Below are 17,753 nucleotides of genomic sequence, written 5' to 3'. Positions count from 1 at the left end.
CTCCTTCGAATCGGTTGTGCCTGTGTCGTGCAGATGCTTTCGGGCTACTGGAACCGTTCAGGCACCTCGAAATTGAAGATTCCGGTATCGAACGCGTTGTAGGCTTCGTAGTCCACCAGTTCGTAGAGGCGCTGTCTGGTGAGCATCTCATCCACGGACGCCTCTTGGGTACCGTGGGCTCCGATGTCGTCCAGGACTCTCTCCATGGCCCCGAGGGAGCTGCGCAACAGGGTCACCGGGTAGATGACCATATCCACGCCGGAACCGGACAGTTCATCGGTCGTGTACAACCTGGACTTGCCGAACTCCGTCATGTTGGCCAGCACGGGGACGTCCACGGCTTCACGGACCGCTTCGAATTCACCCAGATCCTTCATGGCCTCCGGGAAGATCGCGTCGGCTCCGGCGTCGACCAGCGCCTTCATGCGGTCGACGGCGGCATCCAAGCCGTCGACCCCGCGGAGGTCCGTGCGAGCCATGATCAGGAAGTTCTCGTCCCTGCGAGCCTGGGCCGCGGCACGGATGCGTTTGATCGCCGTGTCCTCGTCCACGATGTTCTTGTTGTCCAGGTGGCCGCAACGTTTCGGATTGAACTGGTCCTCGATGTGGCAACCGGCCAGGCCGGCGTCCTCGAGCTCTTGGACGGTCCGGGCCACATTCATCGGTTCCCCGAACCCGGTGTCGGCGTCGACGATGGCCGGCAGGTTCGTCATGCGCGCGATCTGGCCGGCCCGGTGGGCCACCTCCGTGAGGGTTGTCAGACCGATGTCGGGGAATCCCAGCTCGTTGGCGATGACCGCCCCGGAGATGTAGACGCCGTCGTACCCCTTCTCCTCGATGAGCTTCGCCGAGATCGGGGTGTACGCGCCCGGGAACTGTTTGATCGTTCCGCCGTTGCGCGGCCCGTCCGCCAGAATCCGGCGCAGATCGAGCCGTTTCTGTGCGGGGGATGTTGAGGGGTACAGCATGTCAGAACAGTCCTTTCGCTCCGGTGGCCAGCTCCCCGGCCGCGGTCACGGTCAGCGCATCGAGATCGCCCGGGCCCAGGTCCGAAAGATTCTCGGCCGCTTGGATGAAGCGATCGAGCTCCGCGTCGGCGACCGCCCCTTCCGCGAGAGACCTCAATTTGCCGATGTATTGTTCGCGGGCGAAGGGGCGCGCCCCAAGCGGATGGGCGTCGGCGACCGCGATCTCCTCGGTCACGACCGTTCCGTCGGTGAGTGTGATCTCCGCTCGACCGCCGAAGGCCTTCTCCTCCGGATCCAGCGAGTGGTAACGACGCGTCCACTCGGGGTCCTCTTCGGTCGTGACCTTGTGCCACAGGGCAACGGTGTCCCTGCGGCCTGCGCGCTCGGCGTCGTAGGAATGATTGTGGTCCCACTCGCCGTCCTGCAGAGCCACGGTGAAGATATAGGGGATCGAATGGTCCAGGGTCTCCCGCGAGGCCTTCGGATCGTACTTCTGGGGGTCGTTGGCGCCCGAACCGATCACGTAGTGGGTGTGGTGGGACGTGTGGAGGACCACCGATTCGACCTTGTCCGGATCGGCGATGTCGGGGCGCTCGCGATGCAGCTTGCGGGCCAAATCGATCCAGGCCTGGGCCTGGTACTCGGCCGAGTGCTCCTTGGTGTAGGAGTCCAGGATCGCGCGCTTCGCCTCGCCGTACTCGGGGAGGGGGACGTCGTAGGAGGCGTCCGGTCCGTCGAGCATCCACGCGATGACGCCGTCCTCGCCCTCGTAGATCGGTACCGGTGACGTCTGGCCCCGCATCGCGCGGTCGACTGCTTCAACGGCCATCTTTCCGGCGAAGGCGGGGGCGTGGGACTTCCATGTCGAGATCTCGCCCTTGCGCGACTGCCTGGTTGCGGTTGTGGTGTGCAGAGCCTGGCCGACGGCCTGGAAAATCGTCTCCGTGTCCAGGCCGAGCAAGGTGCCGATGCCCGCCGCGGCCGAGGGACCGAGATGGGCCACATGGTCGATCTTGTGCTTGTGCAGGCAGATCGCCTTGGTCAGGTCGATCTGGATTTCGTACCCGGTGGCAATACCGCGGATCAGGTCCGCACCCGAGCGTTGGGCATGCTGGGCGACCGCGAGAATCGGCGGGATGTTGTCCCCCGGGTGCGAGTACTCCGCGGCGAGGAAGGTGTCGTGGTAGTCGAGCTCCCGAACGGCCACACCGTTGGCCCAGGCCGCCCACTCGGGGGAAACCTTGGTTTGTTTCGGGTCGATGCCGTAGAGGGTCGAGCCGGAGCCCCCAGGCCCCGGTCGGTGGGTCAGCGCCTGGTCACGTGCCGCGATGATGGGACCCCTGTTGAGGGACGCGATCGCGACGGACGCGTTGTCCAGGATGCGGTTGATGACCATGTCCTCGACGGCGGGGTCGATCGCCACGGGATCGGAGGCGACCTCGGCGATCTTGTGCGCGAGTTGGTCCTCGCGAGCCAGGTTCTCTTCGCTGCGGTGCACACGCACGTGATGATTGGCGGTCACGGTATGTCCTTTCTTCCTCGGTCGAGGTGTTCGTTCGGTGGATTGCCTCAGGCGGCGTCGATGCGGTCGTCTTCGTGATGGTGAAGCTCCGGGACGGCGTCGAGAATCGCCTGCAACGCGTTCGACAGATGGATGCGCACGGCGGCCTGAGCGAGTTCGACGTCGCCCGCCCCGATGGCCCGGGAAATGGCGGCGTGCTCGTGGGCGGCCGCCATGAGGCGGTTCTCGTTGCCCTTGGACAGCTTCCTGACTCGCCCGAGGTGGGTGCGCAGTTGCCGTTGGGCCTGGGTGAGATACGTGTTCTGGGCTGCGAGGTCGATCTCGGTGTCCATCTCCTCGACGAGCAGGTAGTAGGAGCTGCGGTCTGCGTCGTCGTCATCCAGGAACGTGGCCGCCTCGTCGAGCCGGGCGGCCAGTTGCTCGAAGGTTTCGGATCGGCCCTTGAGCGCCGCGAGGGCCGCCGCCTGAGTCTCCAGGGCGATGCGCAATTCGAACATGGCCTTCACATTGGTTACCGAGACGGGGGTGACGACGACGCCGCGCCCCGGTCCGGGTTCGACCAGCCCTTCGGACATGAGCCGCGAGAAGGCCTCACGGACGGGTGTTCGGGAGACCCCGAGTCGCTGGGCCTGCTCGACCTCGCTGACGGTGGTTCCCGGCTCGAGGTGCCATTCGATGATGTCGGTCCGCAGGGTCTGGTATGCGCGCTCGGAGGCCCTCATGAACTTGTTCTCCCTGCGTCGGCGTCGTCTGATTCGTGCCTCTATGTATACAGAAGTGCTCCTCGTCACGCAACGTCACCGCAATATCGCGGGAGGTCAGTGGTCGATTTTCCCCAGTGTGTATACAGAGTCTTGTTTTGTGTGAGTCAGAACACTACATTGGTGAAAATCTTCCCCGCGTTCGGACCCTCCGGGCGCGGAACCATTTGCAACGGAGCACATGTGAGGAACCGGTGACATGACCACGTACCGCGAAGTCTTCGAACGAAGCGTCGAGCAACCCGAAGAATTCTGGCTCGAGGCCGCCCAAGGCATCGACTGGGTGACTCCTCCCACTCGGGCACTGGACGAATCCAGGCCACCGATCTACCGGTGGTTCCCGGACGGTGAACTGAACACTTGCTACAACGCGGTCGATCGACACGTGGAAGCCGGTCGCGGAGACCAAGTCGCCATCCGGTACGACTCGCCCGTGACCCGGACCCAACGGGACATCACCTACGGTGAACTTCTCGAACGGGTGAGTGGCTTTGCGGGCGCGCTCGCCGATGCCGGTATCGGACACGGCGATCGAGTGCTTCTCTACATGCCGATGATCCCCGAGGCCATGGTGGCGATGCTCGCCTGCGCGCGAATCGGGGCCACCCACTCGGTGGTCTTCGGAGGCTTCGCTCCTGCGGAGCTCGCGGCCCGCATCGACGACTGCGAGCCGAAGGCCGTGGTGACCACGAGCGGGGGTGTTGAACCGAAGAGGCGCGTCGAATACATTCCGGCCGTCGAGGAGGCGCTCAAGCTGGCGGAGCACCCGGTCGGCACGGTGTTCGTCACAGCGCGGACAGGTTTCGAGACCTCGGTCGCGGAAGCGGCCTCCAGGGCGCAGGGGTCGCCGACCCGTTGGTTGGACTGGGACGAGGCCGTTCACGAGGCAGACCCGGCAGAGTGCACGACCGTCCGGGCGACCGATCCGCTGTACATCCTCTACACCTCCGGTACGACCGGGTCACCGAAGGGCGTGGTCCGGGACAACGGATCCCACGCCGTCGCGCTCCGATGGTCCATGCAGAAGATCTACGACGTCGGCCCCGGCGAGGTCATGTTCACCGCCTCCGACGTCGGGTGGGTCGTGGGCCATTCCTACATCGTCTATGCACCCTTGCTGACGGGGGCGACGACGGTCCTGTACGAGGGCAAGCCCATCGGCACCCCGGATGCGGGGGCCTTCTGGCGCGTGGTCGAGGAATCCGGAGCCAAGGTCCTCTTTACCGCTCCAACCGCGATTCGGGCCATCCGCAAGGCGGATCCGAGCGGAGAACTGGCCGCGGATTACGACCTCAGCTCCTTGGAAACCCTCTTCGTGGCGGGGGAGAGGCTCGACCCGGACACCTACCAGTGGGCGGGAGAACTGCTCGGAGTGCCGGTGGTCGACAACTGGTGGCAGACGGAGACCGGATGGCCGATCGCGGCCAACCCTCGGGGCCTCGAACCCCTGCCCATCAAATCCGGGTCGCCGAGCGTGCCGGTGCCCGGGTACAACGTCGCCGTTCTGGACCCCTCGGGCGATCCGGTGGAGGCCGGCGCGGAGGGCAACATCGCCTTGAAGCTGCCGCTGCCTCCGGGGACTCTGCCCACGTTGTGGGGCGATGATGACAGGTTCATCTCCTCCTACCTGACCGCTTTCGACGGCTACTACGCGACGGGGGACTCGGGATACCTGGACGAGGACGGGTACGTCTTCGTGATGGGGCGGACCGACGACGTCATCAACGTCTCGGGGCATCGCCTGTCGACCGGGGCCATGGAACAGGTGCTCGGCTCCCACCCGGCGGTGGCCGAGTGCGCGGTCATCGGCGTCGCCGATCCGCTCAAGGGGCAACGGCCTTCTGGCTACGTGGTGCTCAAGCAGGGCGAGAGCATCACGGAGGACGAGCTCGCGACCGAGCTGGTCGGGATGGTCCGTTCCAGGATCGGGGCCGTCGCCGACTTCAAGGAGGTCCGTGTGGTCGAGGGCCTGCCCAAAACCCGATCCGGGAAAATCCTTCGGAAGACCATGAGACAGATTGCGGATCGGGAGGACTACAAGGTTCCCTCGACGATCGAGGACATGGCCGTGCTCGACAACCTGAGGGACGTCCTGACCTGCGAATCGTCGTAGGGGCCTCCGGGGGTCAACCGCGCCACGCGTACTCGAGCTCGGGGCGGCCCGGGGTGCCGTGGCGCGGTCGTCTCTCGACCCGGCGGGAGGCGTGCAGGTACTCGAGGTACCGACGTGCCGTGACCCGGGACAGAGTCATGCGGTCCGCGATCTCCCGCGCGGAATAGGCCGAATCATGGTCGGAGAGCGTCTCGACGATATTGACCAGGGTCTCCTGGGACAGTCCCTTGGGCAGGTCCCGCGTTTCGTCCTCGCTCCTGTGGAAGAAACTGTCGATCGCGGCCTGATCGAGTTCCCCCGTGTCGGGGACCCTGCCCCGATGGGCCGAATAGGAGTCGAGTTTTCTGCCCAAATGCTCCAGCGTGAACGGTTTGACCAGGTACCCGAACGCCCCATGGAGGGAGGCGGTGCGCAGACTCGAGGCGTCCCGGTCCGCCGTCACCATGATCACGTCGACGGGCAGCCCTTCTGCGCGCAAGAATTTGGCGACCTCGTGACCCGACCGATCCGGAAGATTGATGTCCAGAAGAAGCAGGTCCACGGGGGTTTTTCTGGCGAAGGAAGCCTTGATGGCCGCAATGGCCCCCTGCGCGTTGTACGCGGTGCCGGCGACCTCGAAGTCGGGGCGTTCCCTGATGAATTGGGCGTGGGCGGACGCGGTGACTTCTTCGTCGTCGATCACGATCACGCGGTAGGTGGTCATCGGATCTCCTTCCGGGGCCTGGGGATTCTGGCGGTGAACACCGACCCGCCGTCACTGAGCACCTCGATGCTGCCACCGTGTCGGAGGAGCGTGTCGCGGACGAGGGCCAGGCCGACGCCGCGACCTTCGGACCCCGAAGGTTTGGTGCTGTATCCCCATTCGAACACCTTCCGCTCGTCTTCCCCGGATACGCCGGGTCCGGTGTCGGCGACGACGATCTCCCACCCCTCATGGGTTTCGGCCAGGTCGACCTCCACCTCCCGCGGTTCGGGTGCGTCGGCCACGGCGTCCATCGCGTTGTCGACCAGGTTGCTGACCACGGATACGAGTTCGACCTCGGACAACGGGATGCCGGACCATTCGCCCTCTATCTTGAGGCCGAGATCGATGCGGCGTTCCTCCGCTTCCGTCTTCTTGCCTGCAAGGAGCGCGGTGACGCCCGGGAGCTGCTTGTAGTTGCCCCAATGCACCTCGTTCTGCTCGGAGGAGGCCAAATCCTCGCGCGCGAAGTTTCGGGCGTCGTCCAGCCTGCCCAGGTCCAAGAGGGACAGCACGGTGTGCATCCGGTTCCGGTGCTCGTGATTCTGGGTTCGCAGCATCGCCGCCATCGAGCGGGTGGCTTCGGACTTCAGAATGTCGTCGCGGCTGTATCCCAGGGTTGCGCGATTCAGGTACCGGTAGAGCAGCAGCGTCGTGAACGTGGTCGTGAGCAGCAGAAGACCCGCGATCATGGCGACGGCGGGCACGCCGTTGCGGGCCACGGCAGCGATCTCGCTGATGGTCACCCCGGTGGACACGAGCCCGATGATCGAGCCGTCGTCGTCACGGATCGGAGTGATGGTCCGCATCGAGACGCCCAGGCTGCCTTCTTCTTCCACGGTCATGGTCTCGCCATGTTGGGCACGGGAAATGTCCCCGATGTAATGCTGACCGATTTTGTCTTCGGTGGGATGCGTGTAACGGATTCCGTCCGGGGACATGATGGTGATGAAGCTGACCGAGGAGTTCGACAGGACGTCCTTGACGTACGGCTGGAGTCGATCCGTCGGGTGGCCCGACGCGATGTTTTCGACCACGAACGGGTCGTGGGCCAGGGTCGCGCTCTCGGCGCGCGTAATCTCCGAGGCCTGCTCCCGTGCCGAGTCCTGGATCTGCCAATAGAGAAGAGCACCGACCGACGCGCAGACGACGACCACGATCACCATTTGGGTCAGCAGGAAAATCCGAGCGATGGCCCACGAGGACCTCGTCCCTGCGGCGAGGCGGGGACGGCTCGTTTCCTGGGGCGACACGGACTCTCCTCACGGGCGGATGCGGACGGGTATCAGTGGACGGTCAAGAACTTAATGACCACAATTGTCTCCTTGTGGCCTAGACCACCATACTTCTTGAATACCTTCGCCGAGCCCGACCGTGGTTCGGACCACGAAGCACCAATCGACTCGAACCTGAAAGGAGAGCGTCATGGGCCAGTCCACAGCGAAGAAGCCGTGGTACAAAGACGGTACCCACATGCTCTACGTCTCGGTGATCCTGGCTGTCGTCCTCGGAGTCATCGTCGGCCTCGTAGCTCCGGGTGTCGGAAAGTCCCTGGAGCCGCTCGGCAAGGGGTTCGTCAAGCTCATCACGATGATGATCGCACCGATCATTTTCTGCACCCTCGTGCTCGGTGTGGGCTCGGTGGCCAAGGCCGTCACCGTCGGGAAAGTCGGTGGCATGGCGATCATCTACTTCCTTGTCATGTCCACGTTCGCACTCGCCATCGGCCTGATCGTGGGCAATGTGCTCCACCCGGGGGACAACCTCCACTACGAGCCCACCGGATACACGCCCGAGGGCGGTTCCGAGGGCGAAGAGGCCGGGGGGCTCGCCGGGTTCCTGATGGGTATCATTCCCACCTCCCTGCTCTCGTCGCTGACCTCCGGGAAGATCCTGCAGACTCTGCTGGTGGCGCTCCTCGTCGGCTTCGCTCTTCAGCGCATGGGAGAGGCGGGCAAGCCGATCCTCAAATTCGTCGGCTACGTCCAGGCCCTCGTGTTCCGCCTGCTCGGAATGATCATGTGGGCCGCACCGGTCGGCGCCTTCGGTGCCATGGCCGCCGTGGTCGGCTCGACCGGGCTCAAGGCCGTGGGACAGATGGCGATCCTCATGATCGGCTTCTACGTCACCTGCATCCTGTTCATCGTCGTCGTCCTGGGTGCGTTGCTGAAGTTCGCCACCGGGGTCAACATCCTCAAGCTCATGAAGTACCTGGCGCGCGAGTACCTGCTGATCTTCTCGACGTCGTCCTCCGAAGCGGCGTTGCCCCGTCTGATCGCCAAGATGGAACACGTCGGAGTATCCAAGCCTGTGGTCGGCATCGTGGTCCCGACCGGCTATTCCTTCAACCTGGACGGGACCGCGATCTACCTGACGATGGCGTCGATCTTCGTATCCGACGCGATGGGCAAGCCCCTCGAGCTCGGACAGCAGATCTCGTTGCTGGTGTTCATGATCATCGCCTCGAAGGGTGCGGCCGGCGTCTCCGGCGCGGGAATCGCGACCCTCGCGGTCGGGCTCAAATCCCACCGCCCGGATCTGGTGGACGGGGTCGGCCTCATTCTCGGCATCGATCGCTTCATGTCCGAGGCCCGCGCGCTCACCAACTTCACGGGCAACGCCGTGGCCGCCCTCCTCATGGGCAAGTGGTCGAGGGAAATTGACATGGGCCGAGTCCATGACGTGCTCGACGGGAAATTGAAATTCGACGAATCGACGATGGGTGGTGACTTCCACGTCGACATCGACGGTGAGGAGAAACAAGCCGTCCCCGTCGAGAGCGCCGCGGCAGGCGCGACCCACGGGTCGAGCTCTTCCGGGGGCGCGGGCCCCGCGACCGCGGTCCAGGACCGATAACCTGCTCCTCCCGAGTATCGAGGTGGCACCGAGCCGCACCCCACACAAGGGGAGTGCGCTTCGGGGCCACCTCGATCCGTATCTGAGGGATGGCGGGTTGTAGGGTTAAGGGCAGTCATATGTGCCCAACGATCTGAAAAGGGTGTGCGTGAGTACTCAGAACTCCGAACCAGAACTCGGCCCCACCGGGCGTCCCCTCCGGCAGTTCCCGGAACCGGCCGTCTTGGACTCCCACGGGCCGGCACGGGTGATCGCAATGGTCAATCAGAAGGGCGGCGTCGGCAAGACGACCTCGACCATCAATCTCGGTGCGGCGCTCGCCGAATTGGGCCGACGCGTTCTCATGGTCGATTTCGATCCGCAGGGTGCCCTTTCGGCAGGATTCGGCGTCAACCCCCACGAACTGGACACGACGGTCTACAACGTGATGATGGACCGCAAGGTCGAGGTCCACGAGGCTGTTCGTCGCACCGAATTCGAGAACATGGATCTTCTGCCGGCCAATATCGATCTGTCTGCAGCCGAAGTGCAGTTGGTCAACGAGGTGGCTCGCGAACAGGTGCTCTCCGGTGCTCTCCGGAAGCTCAAGGACGACTACGACGTCATCCTGATCGACTGCCAGCCCTCGCTCGGTCTCCTGACGGTCAACGCCCTGACCGCGGCGGACGGCGTCATCATTCCTCTGATCTGTGAGTTCTTCGCCCTGCGTGCGGTTGCTCTGCTCGTTGACTCGATCGAAAAGGTCCAGGACAGGCTCAACCCGGACCTGAAGATCGACGGCGTCCTGGCCACCATGTTCGACTCGCGAACACTCCACTCCAAGGAAGTCATCGCGCGCATTATCGACGCGTTCGGGGACAAGGTCTTCGACACCGTGATCAAGCGCACGGTCAAGTTCCCGGACGCGACGGTCTCCGCCGAGCCGATCCTCAGCTATGCGCCCACGCACACCGGCTCGGTCGCCTACCGAGAGCTGGCCAAGGAGCTCATCAGCCGAGGAGGATCTCGCTGAGACCGACCGCTGAGGGGATTCCCACCGACCCGGAACTCGTTCCGGACGACAAGCGGTCGGGATCCCTGGGCACGGACGAGGCCGTCGCCCAGGACCCGGTGCCCGCAGAGTCTGCGGGCACCGGGTTCGCGGTGTCCCTGGAGAATTTTGCGGGGCCCTTCGAGGTCCTGCTCTCGATGATTTCCAAGCGGGAAATGGACATCACGGAGGTCGCGCTGGCGGCCGTGACGGACGAATTCATCGCATACGTTCGGGCGCTGCGCGACACGGGCCTGGAGAAGGCCCTGGACGAAGCGAGCGAGTTCCTGGTGATCGCCGCGACCCTCCTGGACCTCAAGGCCGCTCGTCTCCTGCCCGCGGGAGAGGTCGAGGACGAGGAAGACATCGCGATGCTCGAGGCACGCGATCTTCTCTTCGCGCGGCTCCTGCAGTACAAGGCATTCAAGGACGTCGCACACGTTCTCGCGGATCGCATGGAGGCCGAGAACAGCAGGTTCCCCCGGCCGGGCGGTCTGCAACCCGAATTCGCGAATCTGCTCCCCGAGCTCATCGTCACCACCAGCCCTCAACGACTGGCCGAGATCGCGGAGAACGCGATGCGGCCCAAACGCGAGGAATCGACCGAAGTCGGTCTGGACCACCTGCACGGGGCTCGAGTGACCGTGCGCGACGAGGCCGAACACATCGCAGCGCTCATCATGGACGGAACACCCGCGACGTTCACACGATTGGTATCGGATGCAGAGGACATGCTGGTCGTCGTCGTCCGCTTTCTCGCCCTGCTCGAGATGTACCGGGACCGCGTCGTCGGGTTCGCCCAGGAAGGTCCCCTGGAAGAACTGTCGGTGCGCTGGGTCGGCACGGAGGAGGGCTGGACGGCGGCGCGTCTGGCCGACGACGACTACGTGGGGGAGGACGGAGAATGAGCGAGACCACGGACCCCGACCAGGAGACGACGTCCCCGGAGAAGCCGGAACCGGGCCGCGTGGATCTGGTGCCTGGCGGTGTCAAAGCAGCCGTCGAGGCGATCCTGATGGTCACGGAGACCGCGGTCAACGAATTCGAGCTGGCCGAAGCCCTGCTGGTGCCCGTGTCCCGAGTCGAACGTGCCCTCGATGAACTGGCCAGGGATTATGACGGGTATACTGGATCCTTCGCGAACGACGGCGTCGCGGATGAGGACTCCTCGGACGGCCGGGGACCCCGAGAGCCGCGGGGCATGGAACTGCGTCGCGTCGGCGGAGGGTGGCGACTGTACGCGCGGACGGAGTTTGCGCCGTGGGTCTCACGTTTCATCCTCGAGGGCCAGACCTCGAAGTTGTCGCAAGCCGCACTGGAAACCCTCGCGGTCATCGCGTACCGCCAGCCCGTTTCCCGAGCACGAGTTTCGTCCATCCGCGGGGTCACCGTGGACGGCGTCGTGCGGACCCTCAAGACCAGGGGGCTTGTCACGGAAGACGACGAACCGGGGGAATCCGGTTCGATTCTCTACGTGACGACACCGTTGTTTCTCGAGAAAATGGGGTTGGAGTCCTTGGACGAACTCCCCAAGATTTCGCCGTACCTTCCCGATGTGGAAGACATCGGCGAATACGAACAGCGCCTCCAGGGCGGCTGATCGGCGGAGCCGTGCCGAACCCGGCACGGTTGCCGCACACCGAAGAATTGGATCAACACCACCGAAAGAACACATCATGGCCAACAGATCGACGGGACGTCAGAACACCGGCAAGAATTCCTCGCGCGGAACCTCGCGAGGAGCGCAGGGGAAACCCTCTGCGCGCGGTGGTGCGTCCAAGAACAACAAGGATTTCAAGGGTACGGGGCGCCCCGGAGCCCCGGGACGGTCACAGAAGCCGTCCGTGAAATCGGGCGCCAACAAGTCCGACGCCAAGAAGTTCAAGCCCAAGAAGGGGCAGGCCGGGAAGATCTTCGCCCGGGAACGCGGCGAATACCGTCCCGACCACGAATACAAGGGACCGCACCGTCCCCGGCGCCCGCGCGCCGAACCGGCCGACCGGCTGGACGTCTACGACCGTGACGGCGTCCGTCTGCAGAAACTCATGGCGCAGGCCGGCGTCGCCTCGCGTCGTGTGTGCGAAATGATGATCTCCGAGGGCCGAGTGATGGTCGACGACGAGGTCGTCACCGAGCTCGGTGTGCGAGTCGACCCGAGCAAGGCCCACATTCAGGTGGACGGCGTGACCATCCAGACGGACGATTCCAAGGTCTACTACGCCTTCAACAAGCCCGAGGGCGTCATCGCGACCATGGAGGACCCCGAGGGCCGTTCGTGCATCTCGGATTACCTGAATCCGCAGCGCAAGGAAAGAATCTTTCACGTCGGCCGTCTCGACGTCGCGACCGAAGGGTTGCTCCTGCTGACCAACGACGGCGAACTCGCCAATCGACTGACCCACCCCTCCTACGAGGTGCCGAAGAAATACCTGGTCCAGGTTCGCGGGCCCATGGAAAACGGCGTCGGTCTGGAAATGAAGAAGGGGATTCGCCTCGAGGACGGCGTCGCACGGGTGGACGAGTTCCGGCTCGTCGATTCGACGCCGGGCCACCTCCTGGTTGAGGTCACGATCCATTCTGGCAAGAACCGTATTGTTCGCCGGCTCTTCGACGCGGTCGGTCACCCCGTGGAGAAACTCGTGCGCACCGAGATGGGACCGGTACGGATCGGATCCCAGAAGCAAGGGACGGTTCGCAACCTGTCGAAGGTCGAAATCGGTGCCCTGCTGTCCTCGGTGGGTCTGTGACGATGCATCGGAATTCTGCTGCCACGGTTTCAGGGCCGGTGCTGGTCATCGGTTCCGGACTCCTGGGCGCCTCCGTGGGGCTCGGCCTGTCCGTGCAGGGTGTGGAGACGTGGGTTTCCGACATCTCTCCGACCACCGAAGCCGTCGCCGCGGACATCGGGGCCGGTCGGTCATTGGCCCGCCTGGTCGAACAGGTCGGGCCGGAGAGCGCGCGAGCCGACATCGATCCGCAATTGGTCGTCGTCGCGACCCCTCCGGATGTTGCGGCGCATACCGTGGCCCAGGCACTCGAGGACTACCCGCAGGCCGCGGTCGTGGACATCGCTTCCGTCAAGGAACCGGTCCTTCTGGCTCTGCGCGAGACCGGGGCGGATCTCAGCAGATACATCGGTACCCACCCCATGTCGGGTCGGGAGAAGTCCGGGCCGGTCGCGGCGCGCGGCGAGTTGTTCATGTCCCGCCCGTGGGTGATCTGCGAACACGACGACGTCGCCCCCGAAACGGTGCGTCTGGCCCGAGGGCTGGCCACGGACCTGGGCGCGAACGTGGCCACCATGGACGTCCAGGAGCATGACGCGACGGTCGCCCTGATCTCACACGTCCCGCAGGTCATGTCGTCGCTGTTGGCGTCCCGTCTGCGCGAAACACCGCTCGAGTCCTTGAGCCTCGCCGGCCAGGGGCTCCGGGATACCACGCGCATCGCGGCATCGGACCCGGGCCTGTGGGTCCAGATCCTGTCCGCGAATGCCCGGCCCGTGGTCGAGACCCTGTACGGGGTTCGCGAGGACCTGAACCGGCTCATCGCGACCCTCGAGCGGCCCACGGCCGACGGCGCCCGCCTGGACATCGCGGAGTTGATGACGGAAGGCAACGACGGCGTCGCGCGGATCCCCGGCAAACACGGCGGCGCGCCCAAGGCATTCTCCGCGCTCACGGTGCTCGTGGACGACACCCCGGGCCAGATCGCTCGCCTCCTCGCGGAGGTCGGAGAGATCGGCGTGAACGTCGAAGACATGCGGATGGAGCACTCCCAGGGCCAACCGGTCGGTATGGTCGAGATATCCGTGGTCCCCACGGCCCGCGACGGCCTGGTCCACGAGCTGACGGAGCGCGGTTGGAAAATCGCAGAATAGACACTGCAGCGCCCGGCCACGGGCCGGCAACGACGAGTTGGAGGACACCATGAGCCAGGACAATCAGGAGGCCCTCGAGGAAGCGGCAGTGCCCGCAGAACCGGCCGCCTCCCAGTTCAAGCACGAGGACCAGACCGAAGCATGGCGGACCGAGCTGGTCGTGGCCGTGGACGGCCCCTCCGGATCGGGCAAGTCCTCGGTTTCACGGGAGGTCGCCAACCGCCTGGGGCTCGCGTACCTGGACACGGGAGCGATGTATCGGGCCCTGACCTGGTGGTGCCTCGAGGCGAGCGTGGATCTGGACGACGAAGACGCCGTCGCCTCGGCGGCCAACGACTTCCAGCTCCAGATGGGCACCGATCCGATCGTCGAAACCATCATGGTCGGCGGCATCGACATCCGCGAAGCCATCCGGGAAGCCCGGGTCACCGAGAACGTGTCGGCGGTGGCCAAGAACCAGAAGGCGCGCGATGCCCTCATCGGTCGGCAGCGCATGGAGATCGTGTCCAACGGGCGCAGGATCGTGGCGGAGGGACGGGATATCACGACCGTCGTCGCCCCGGACGCCTCCGTGAGGATCCTGCTGACCGCCAGCGAGGAGGCGCGCATGAAGCGCCGCGGGGAGCAGATCGGAGCGACCGGGGACGAGGACCGGCTGAAGCTCGAGGTCGCCCAGCGCGACGCCGCGGATTCCAAGGTCAACAATTTCACCGAAGCAGCCGACGGGGTCACCTTGGTGGACTCGACCGAGCTGGACTTCGACCAGACGGTGCAGGCGGTCATCGACGTCATTCGGACGACGACCGCCCAGCACCATGGAGAGAGCGACAAGAGCAACGACAATGACTGAGAATTTCGACGAGTACCAGGAAAAGTACTTGGGCGGCGCCGACGCCGACGACCAGGTCGAGGAGCACCTGGCGAATCTCGACGACGAAGAGGCCGAGAAACGTGCGGAGGCGCTTCGCGCGGGGCTCGACGAGTACGAACTCGAGGACGAAGACCGGGAACTGCTGGTCGACTGGGGATTCGATATCGGCTCCGAGCCCACCGACGAGCCCGATCCCGTCGTGGCCGTCGTCGGCCGGCCGAACGTGGGCAAATCCACGGTGATCAACAGAATCCTCGGTCGGCGCGAAGCCGTGGTCGAGGACAAGCCCGGCGTCACCCGCGACCGCGTGTCCTACAAGGCCGAATGGAACGGCAAGCACTTCACGCTGGTGGACACCGGCGGGTGGGAGTCCGATGCGAAGGGCATCGACGCCCAGGTCGCGGCGCAGGCGGAAATTGCGGTCGCGCACGCGGACGTCGTCGTGCTGGTGGTCGACGCCCTCGTGGGCATCACGACGATGGACGAAGCGATCGTCCAGATGCTCCGTCGCGTCAAGAAGCCCCTGCTCCTGGCAGCCAACAAGATCGACGATTCGTACCAAGAGCCCGAAGCCGCCGCCCTGTGGAGCCTCGGGTTGGGCGAACCCCACCCGGTTTCCGGTGTTCACGGTCGCGGCATCGCCGACCTTCTCGACGAGTTGCTCAAGGTCATGCCGGAGCACTCGCAGTACGCCGAGCCCGAGCTGTTCGAAGGGCCCCGACGCGTCGCGATCATCGGCCGACCGAACGTGGGCAAGTCGTCGTTGCTCAACAAGCTGGCGGGGGAGGACCGAGCCGTCGTCAACGACATCGCGGGCACGACCCGTGACCCGGTGGACGAACTGATCGAATTGGGCGGGCAGCCCTTCCGGTTCGTGGACACGGCGGGGATCCGACGTCGTCAGCACATGGCCAAGGGCGCGGAGTTCTATGCATCCCTGCGGACGCAGACCGCGTTGGAGCGTTCGGAGGTTGCGCTGGTGCTCTTGGACGTCTCCGAGCCGCTCTCGGAGCAGGACGTCCGTATCCTCCAGCTCGCGATCGACTCCGGTCGGGCCATGGTCCTGGTCTTCAACAAGTGGGACACCCTGGACGAGGACCGTCGTGATGAGCTCGAGCGCGAGATCGACCGGGACCTGTCCCATGTCTCGTGGGCACCCAGGGTCAATATTTCGGCAAAGACCGGATGGCACAAGGACAAGATGGTCCCGGCCCTGTTGAGGTCTCTCGATGCGTGGGATTCGCGTATTCCGACGGGCCGCCTGAACGCGTTCCTGGGGGAGATCGTGGCCGCGCACCCGCACCCGCTGCGAGGAGGCAAGCAGCCGCGGATTCTCTTCGGTACACAGGTTTCTTCCCGCCCGCCGAAGTTCGTGCTGTTCACGACCGGATTCCTGGACCCCGGGTACCGGAGGTTCATCATCCGGCGACTGCGTGAGACCTTCGATTTCGAGGGGACCCCGCTCGAAATATCGATGCGTGTGCGCGAGCGTCGATCGGCCTCCCGCGACGGCAAGGGCGGTCGACGCCGCTAGTCTCTCGGATGTGCGTTCGGGCGCCGGATCCTGTACTATTGATCGAGTGCTCGGGCGTTGTCCGAGCAAGGTTTCGGGTTGTGGCGCAGCTTGGTAGCGCACATCACTGGGGGTGATGGGGTCGCAGGTTCAAATCCTGTCAACCCGACGGAACTGCCCCGGATTGCCAACCGTGTGTTGGTGATCCGGGGCTTTTTTGTGTCCGGGGTGACCCGCGAGGTGTCTCTGGGGTGACCCGCGAGGTGGCAATTTTGGGACAAAAAACCCGGATTTTCGTCCCAAAACTGCCACCTCGCGGGCTCAGGCGCCCGAAAATGCCACCTCACTGCCGCCTCGGCTCGACGAGTCGGCGAACGAGCGAATCCGCCGGCGTCGTTGTTCACGTCATCGTGTCCTGTGCCCAAGGACATGGCGCAAAAGCATCCGAGGCATCGAGAAGTACCGGCAAGAGACGTATCGTGGAAGGTTATGTTTCCACACAGGCGAGACGGCATCGCCGACAACGCGGGGAAATCCCGCGGCGAGCAGCGCGAGGCGGACAACGCCTCTCCGATGCACGGGCACCGTGGCATCGGAATGACCCCTGCCGGGGAACTGTCCCGCAGATCGTTCCTGGGGCTGGCCGGGGGAGCGGCCGCGACTGGGCTGCTCGCGGCATGTTCGGGCGATATTTCCGGCACCAACGGTGACAGACGTGACCCCAAGATCACCCTGGATGCCCTCCGCACGGAGTACTCGGCCAAAATCGGCCTGTCCGTGTTCGATCACTCGCGACAGAAGGAATTCGACGACCACGGCGACACGGAGAGCTACGAGGCCAGCGTGGTCAAGGTGCCGATCGCGCTGTCCGTGATGAGGCAGGCGGCGGAGCACGGCGGCAAGATCGACGACGACCAGCGAGAACTGATCCGCCGCTCGGTGGAACAATCCGACAATGAAGCCACCGCCGAGCTGTTCAGTTCGTTGGCGGACAACCCGTCGGACACCATTTCGTCCAGCCAAAACGACCGCGAAGCACTCTCTGCCAACGCCATCAATCTGACCTACACCAGATTGGGCGTCCAGTACACGCGTTCCGCCAAGACATGGGGTGACAACACCACCTGTTCGGCAGACCAGGTGCAGGTGGCCCGCGGGCTGGTTGACGGCGTCGACTGGGTTCACCCGGACGACATGGCGTACCTGAGATCCCTCATGTCGCCTGAGGACGAATCCCAGGGCTGGGGCGTCGGGTCCATGAAGAACGGGCGTGCCGGCAACAAACAGGTGCGTACCGTCGAGGTCAAGAATGGCTGGCTTCCCAACGACGACGGAACCTGGAACATCACGTCCATGGGAGCGGTCTTCACGGACGACGCCGCCTACTCCGTCGCCGTGGTCTCGGTAGGATTCGAATCCTTCGAAGAGGGCCAGAAAATCGCCAACCAGGCGGTCAAAACCTACTTCGACGCGCTGTGACGGGCTCGGAAGGGCATA

15 protein-coding genes and 1 tRNA gene are annotated in these 17,753 nt (G+C 64.7%); 11 read left to right on the top strand and 5 right to left on the bottom strand.

Annotated features, from left to right (window positions below; genetic code table 11):
- Nucleotides 1–44: 44 nt before the first annotated feature.
- The 3 genes from prpB to EWU68_RS06890 are packed head-to-tail and all read right to left on the bottom strand — an operon-like array spanning nt 45 to nt 3,212.
- Nucleotides 45–968 (bottom strand): methylisocitrate lyase, encoded by a 924-nt coding sequence (gene prpB / locus EWU68_RS06900; RefSeq protein WP_129315386.1) that lies wholly within the window; start codon nt 966–968, stop codon nt 45–47.
- Between the two features lies 1 nt (nt 969).
- Complete coding sequence (locus EWU68_RS06895; RefSeq protein ID WP_129315385.1) at nt 970–2,490, bottom strand: MmgE/PrpD family protein; 1,521 nt, start codon at nt 2,488–2,490, stop codon at nt 970–972.
- Between the two features lie 47 nt (nt 2,491–2,537).
- Nucleotides 2,538–3,212, bottom strand: coding sequence for a GntR family transcriptional regulator (locus tag EWU68_RS06890; RefSeq protein ID WP_129315384.1), 675 nt, complete (start codon nt 3,210–3,212; stop codon nt 2,538–2,540).
- Between the two features lie 238 nt (nt 3,213–3,450).
- Here EWU68_RS06890 and EWU68_RS06885 point away from each other — a divergent pair, with 238 nt between their 5' ends.
- Nucleotides 3,451–5,364 carry a propionyl-CoA synthetase gene (locus EWU68_RS06885; protein ID WP_129315383.1) on the top strand — a complete coding sequence of 638 codons (1,914 nt, stop codon included), beginning with the start codon at nt 3,451–3,453 and terminating at the stop codon, nt 5,362–5,364.
- 13 nt (nt 5,365–5,377) lie between these two features.
- Here the strand turns inward: EWU68_RS06885 and EWU68_RS06880 are convergent, their stop codons facing one another.
- Together EWU68_RS06880 and EWU68_RS06875 are read right to left on the bottom strand one after the other, a co-directional pair.
- Nucleotides 5,378–6,067, bottom strand: coding sequence for a response regulator (locus EWU68_RS06880; protein WP_129315382.1), 690 nt, complete (start codon nt 6,065–6,067; stop codon nt 5,378–5,380).
- The gene (locus EWU68_RS06875) at nt 6,064–7,359 is read right to left on the bottom strand and encodes a sensor histidine kinase (RefSeq protein ID WP_129315381.1); all 1,296 of its coding nucleotides are present in this window, start codon (nt 7,357–7,359) and stop codon (nt 6,064–6,066) included. The genes EWU68_RS06880 and EWU68_RS06875 overlap by 4 nt, the downstream gene beginning before the upstream one ends.
- A gap of 172 nt (nt 7,360–7,531) precedes the next feature.
- Between EWU68_RS06875 and EWU68_RS06870 the strand changes: the two genes are divergently transcribed.
- From EWU68_RS06870 to EWU68_RS06825, 10 genes are all read left to right on the top strand, one after another.
- Complete coding sequence (locus EWU68_RS06870; RefSeq protein ID WP_129315380.1) at nt 7,532–8,962, top strand: cation:dicarboxylate symporter family transporter; 1,431 nt, start codon at nt 7,532–7,534, stop codon at nt 8,960–8,962.
- A 148-nt stretch (nt 8,963–9,110) separates the two neighbouring features.
- On the top strand, nt 9,111–9,974 hold the full coding sequence (locus EWU68_RS06865; RefSeq protein WP_238692364.1) for a ParA family protein: 864 nt from the start codon (nt 9,111–9,113) through the stop codon (nt 9,972–9,974).
- 98 nt (nt 9,975–10,072) lie between these two features.
- Complete coding sequence (locus EWU68_RS06860; protein ID WP_238692363.1) at nt 10,073–10,900, top strand: segregation and condensation protein A; 828 nt, start codon at nt 10,073–10,075, stop codon at nt 10,898–10,900.
- Nucleotides 10,897–11,592: an SMC-Scp complex subunit ScpB gene (scpB, locus tag EWU68_RS06855; protein WP_129315378.1), complete on the top strand. Its 696-nt coding sequence runs from the start codon at nt 10,897–10,899 to the stop codon at nt 11,590–11,592. Before EWU68_RS06860 ends, scpB begins: the two co-directional genes overlap by 4 nt.
- Before the next feature lie 76 nt (nt 11,593–11,668).
- Nucleotides 11,669–12,739 (top strand): pseudouridine synthase, encoded by a 1,071-nt coding sequence (locus tag EWU68_RS06850; RefSeq protein ID WP_129315377.1) that lies wholly within the window; start codon nt 11,669–11,671, stop codon nt 12,737–12,739.
- Between the two features lie 2 nt (nt 12,740–12,741).
- Nucleotides 12,742–13,872, top strand: coding sequence for a prephenate dehydrogenase (locus tag EWU68_RS06845; RefSeq protein WP_129315376.1), 1,131 nt, complete (start codon nt 12,742–12,744; stop codon nt 13,870–13,872).
- Nucleotides 13,873–13,921: 49 nt separating this feature from the next.
- Complete coding sequence (gene cmk / locus EWU68_RS06840; RefSeq protein WP_129315375.1) at nt 13,922–14,722, top strand: (d)CMP kinase; 801 nt, start codon at nt 13,922–13,924, stop codon at nt 14,720–14,722.
- The gene (der, locus tag EWU68_RS06835; protein ID WP_129315374.1) at nt 14,715–16,277 is read left to right on the top strand and encodes a ribosome biogenesis GTPase Der; all 1,563 of its coding nucleotides are present in this window, start codon (nt 14,715–14,717) and stop codon (nt 16,275–16,277) included. The genes cmk and der overlap by 8 nt, the downstream gene beginning before the upstream one ends.
- Before the next feature lie 74 nt (nt 16,278–16,351).
- A tRNA-Pro gene (locus EWU68_RS06830) sits at nt 16,352–16,425 on the top strand.
- A gap of 320 nt (nt 16,426–16,745) precedes the next feature.
- The gene (locus tag EWU68_RS06825; protein WP_129315373.1) at nt 16,746–17,735 is read left to right on the top strand and encodes a serine hydrolase; all 990 of its coding nucleotides are present in this window, start codon (nt 16,746–16,748) and stop codon (nt 17,733–17,735) included.
- The last annotated feature ends 18 nt before the right edge of the window (nt 17,736–17,753 follow it).

The sequence above is a fragment of the Rothia koreensis genome (genome assembly GCF_004136575.1).
GTDB lineage: Bacteria > Actinomycetota > Actinomycetes > Actinomycetales > Micrococcaceae > Rothia > Rothia koreensis.
This window is presented reverse-complemented; position numbering and strand designations above follow the sequence as displayed.

Bases quoted from the DNA above. Each gene is read 5' to 3' on its own strand.
- prpB (WP_129315386.1), bottom strand. From the start codon at position 968: ATGCTGTACCCCTCAACATCCCCCGCACAGAAACGGCTCGATCTGCGC.
- EWU68_RS06890 (WP_129315384.1), bottom strand. From the start codon at position 3,212: ATGAGGGCCTCCGAGCGCGCATACCAGACCCTGCGGACCGACATCATC.
- EWU68_RS06885 (WP_129315383.1), top strand. From the start codon at position 3,451: ATGACCACGTACCGCGAAGTCTTCGAACGAAGCGTCGAGCAACCCGAA.
- EWU68_RS06880 (WP_129315382.1), bottom strand. From the start codon at position 6,067: ATGACCACCTACCGCGTGATCGTGATCGACGACGAAGAAGTCACCGCG.
- EWU68_RS06870 (WP_129315380.1), top strand. From the start codon at position 7,532: ATGGGCCAGTCCACAGCGAAGAAGCCGTGGTACAAAGACGGTACCCAC.
- scpB (WP_129315378.1), top strand. From the start codon at position 10,897: ATGAGCGAGACCACGGACCCCGACCAGGAGACGACGTCCCCGGAGAAG.
- EWU68_RS06850 (WP_129315377.1), top strand. From the start codon at position 11,669: ATGGCCAACAGATCGACGGGACGTCAGAACACCGGCAAGAATTCCTCG.
- EWU68_RS06845 (WP_129315376.1), top strand. From the start codon at position 12,742: ATGCATCGGAATTCTGCTGCCACGGTTTCAGGGCCGGTGCTGGTCATC.
- cmk (WP_129315375.1), top strand. From the start codon at position 13,922: ATGAGCCAGGACAATCAGGAGGCCCTCGAGGAAGCGGCAGTGCCCGCA.
- der (WP_129315374.1), top strand. From the start codon at position 14,715: ATGACTGAGAATTTCGACGAGTACCAGGAAAAGTACTTGGGCGGCGCC.
- EWU68_RS06825 (WP_129315373.1), top strand. From the start codon at position 16,746: ATGTTTCCACACAGGCGAGACGGCATCGCCGACAACGCGGGGAAATCC.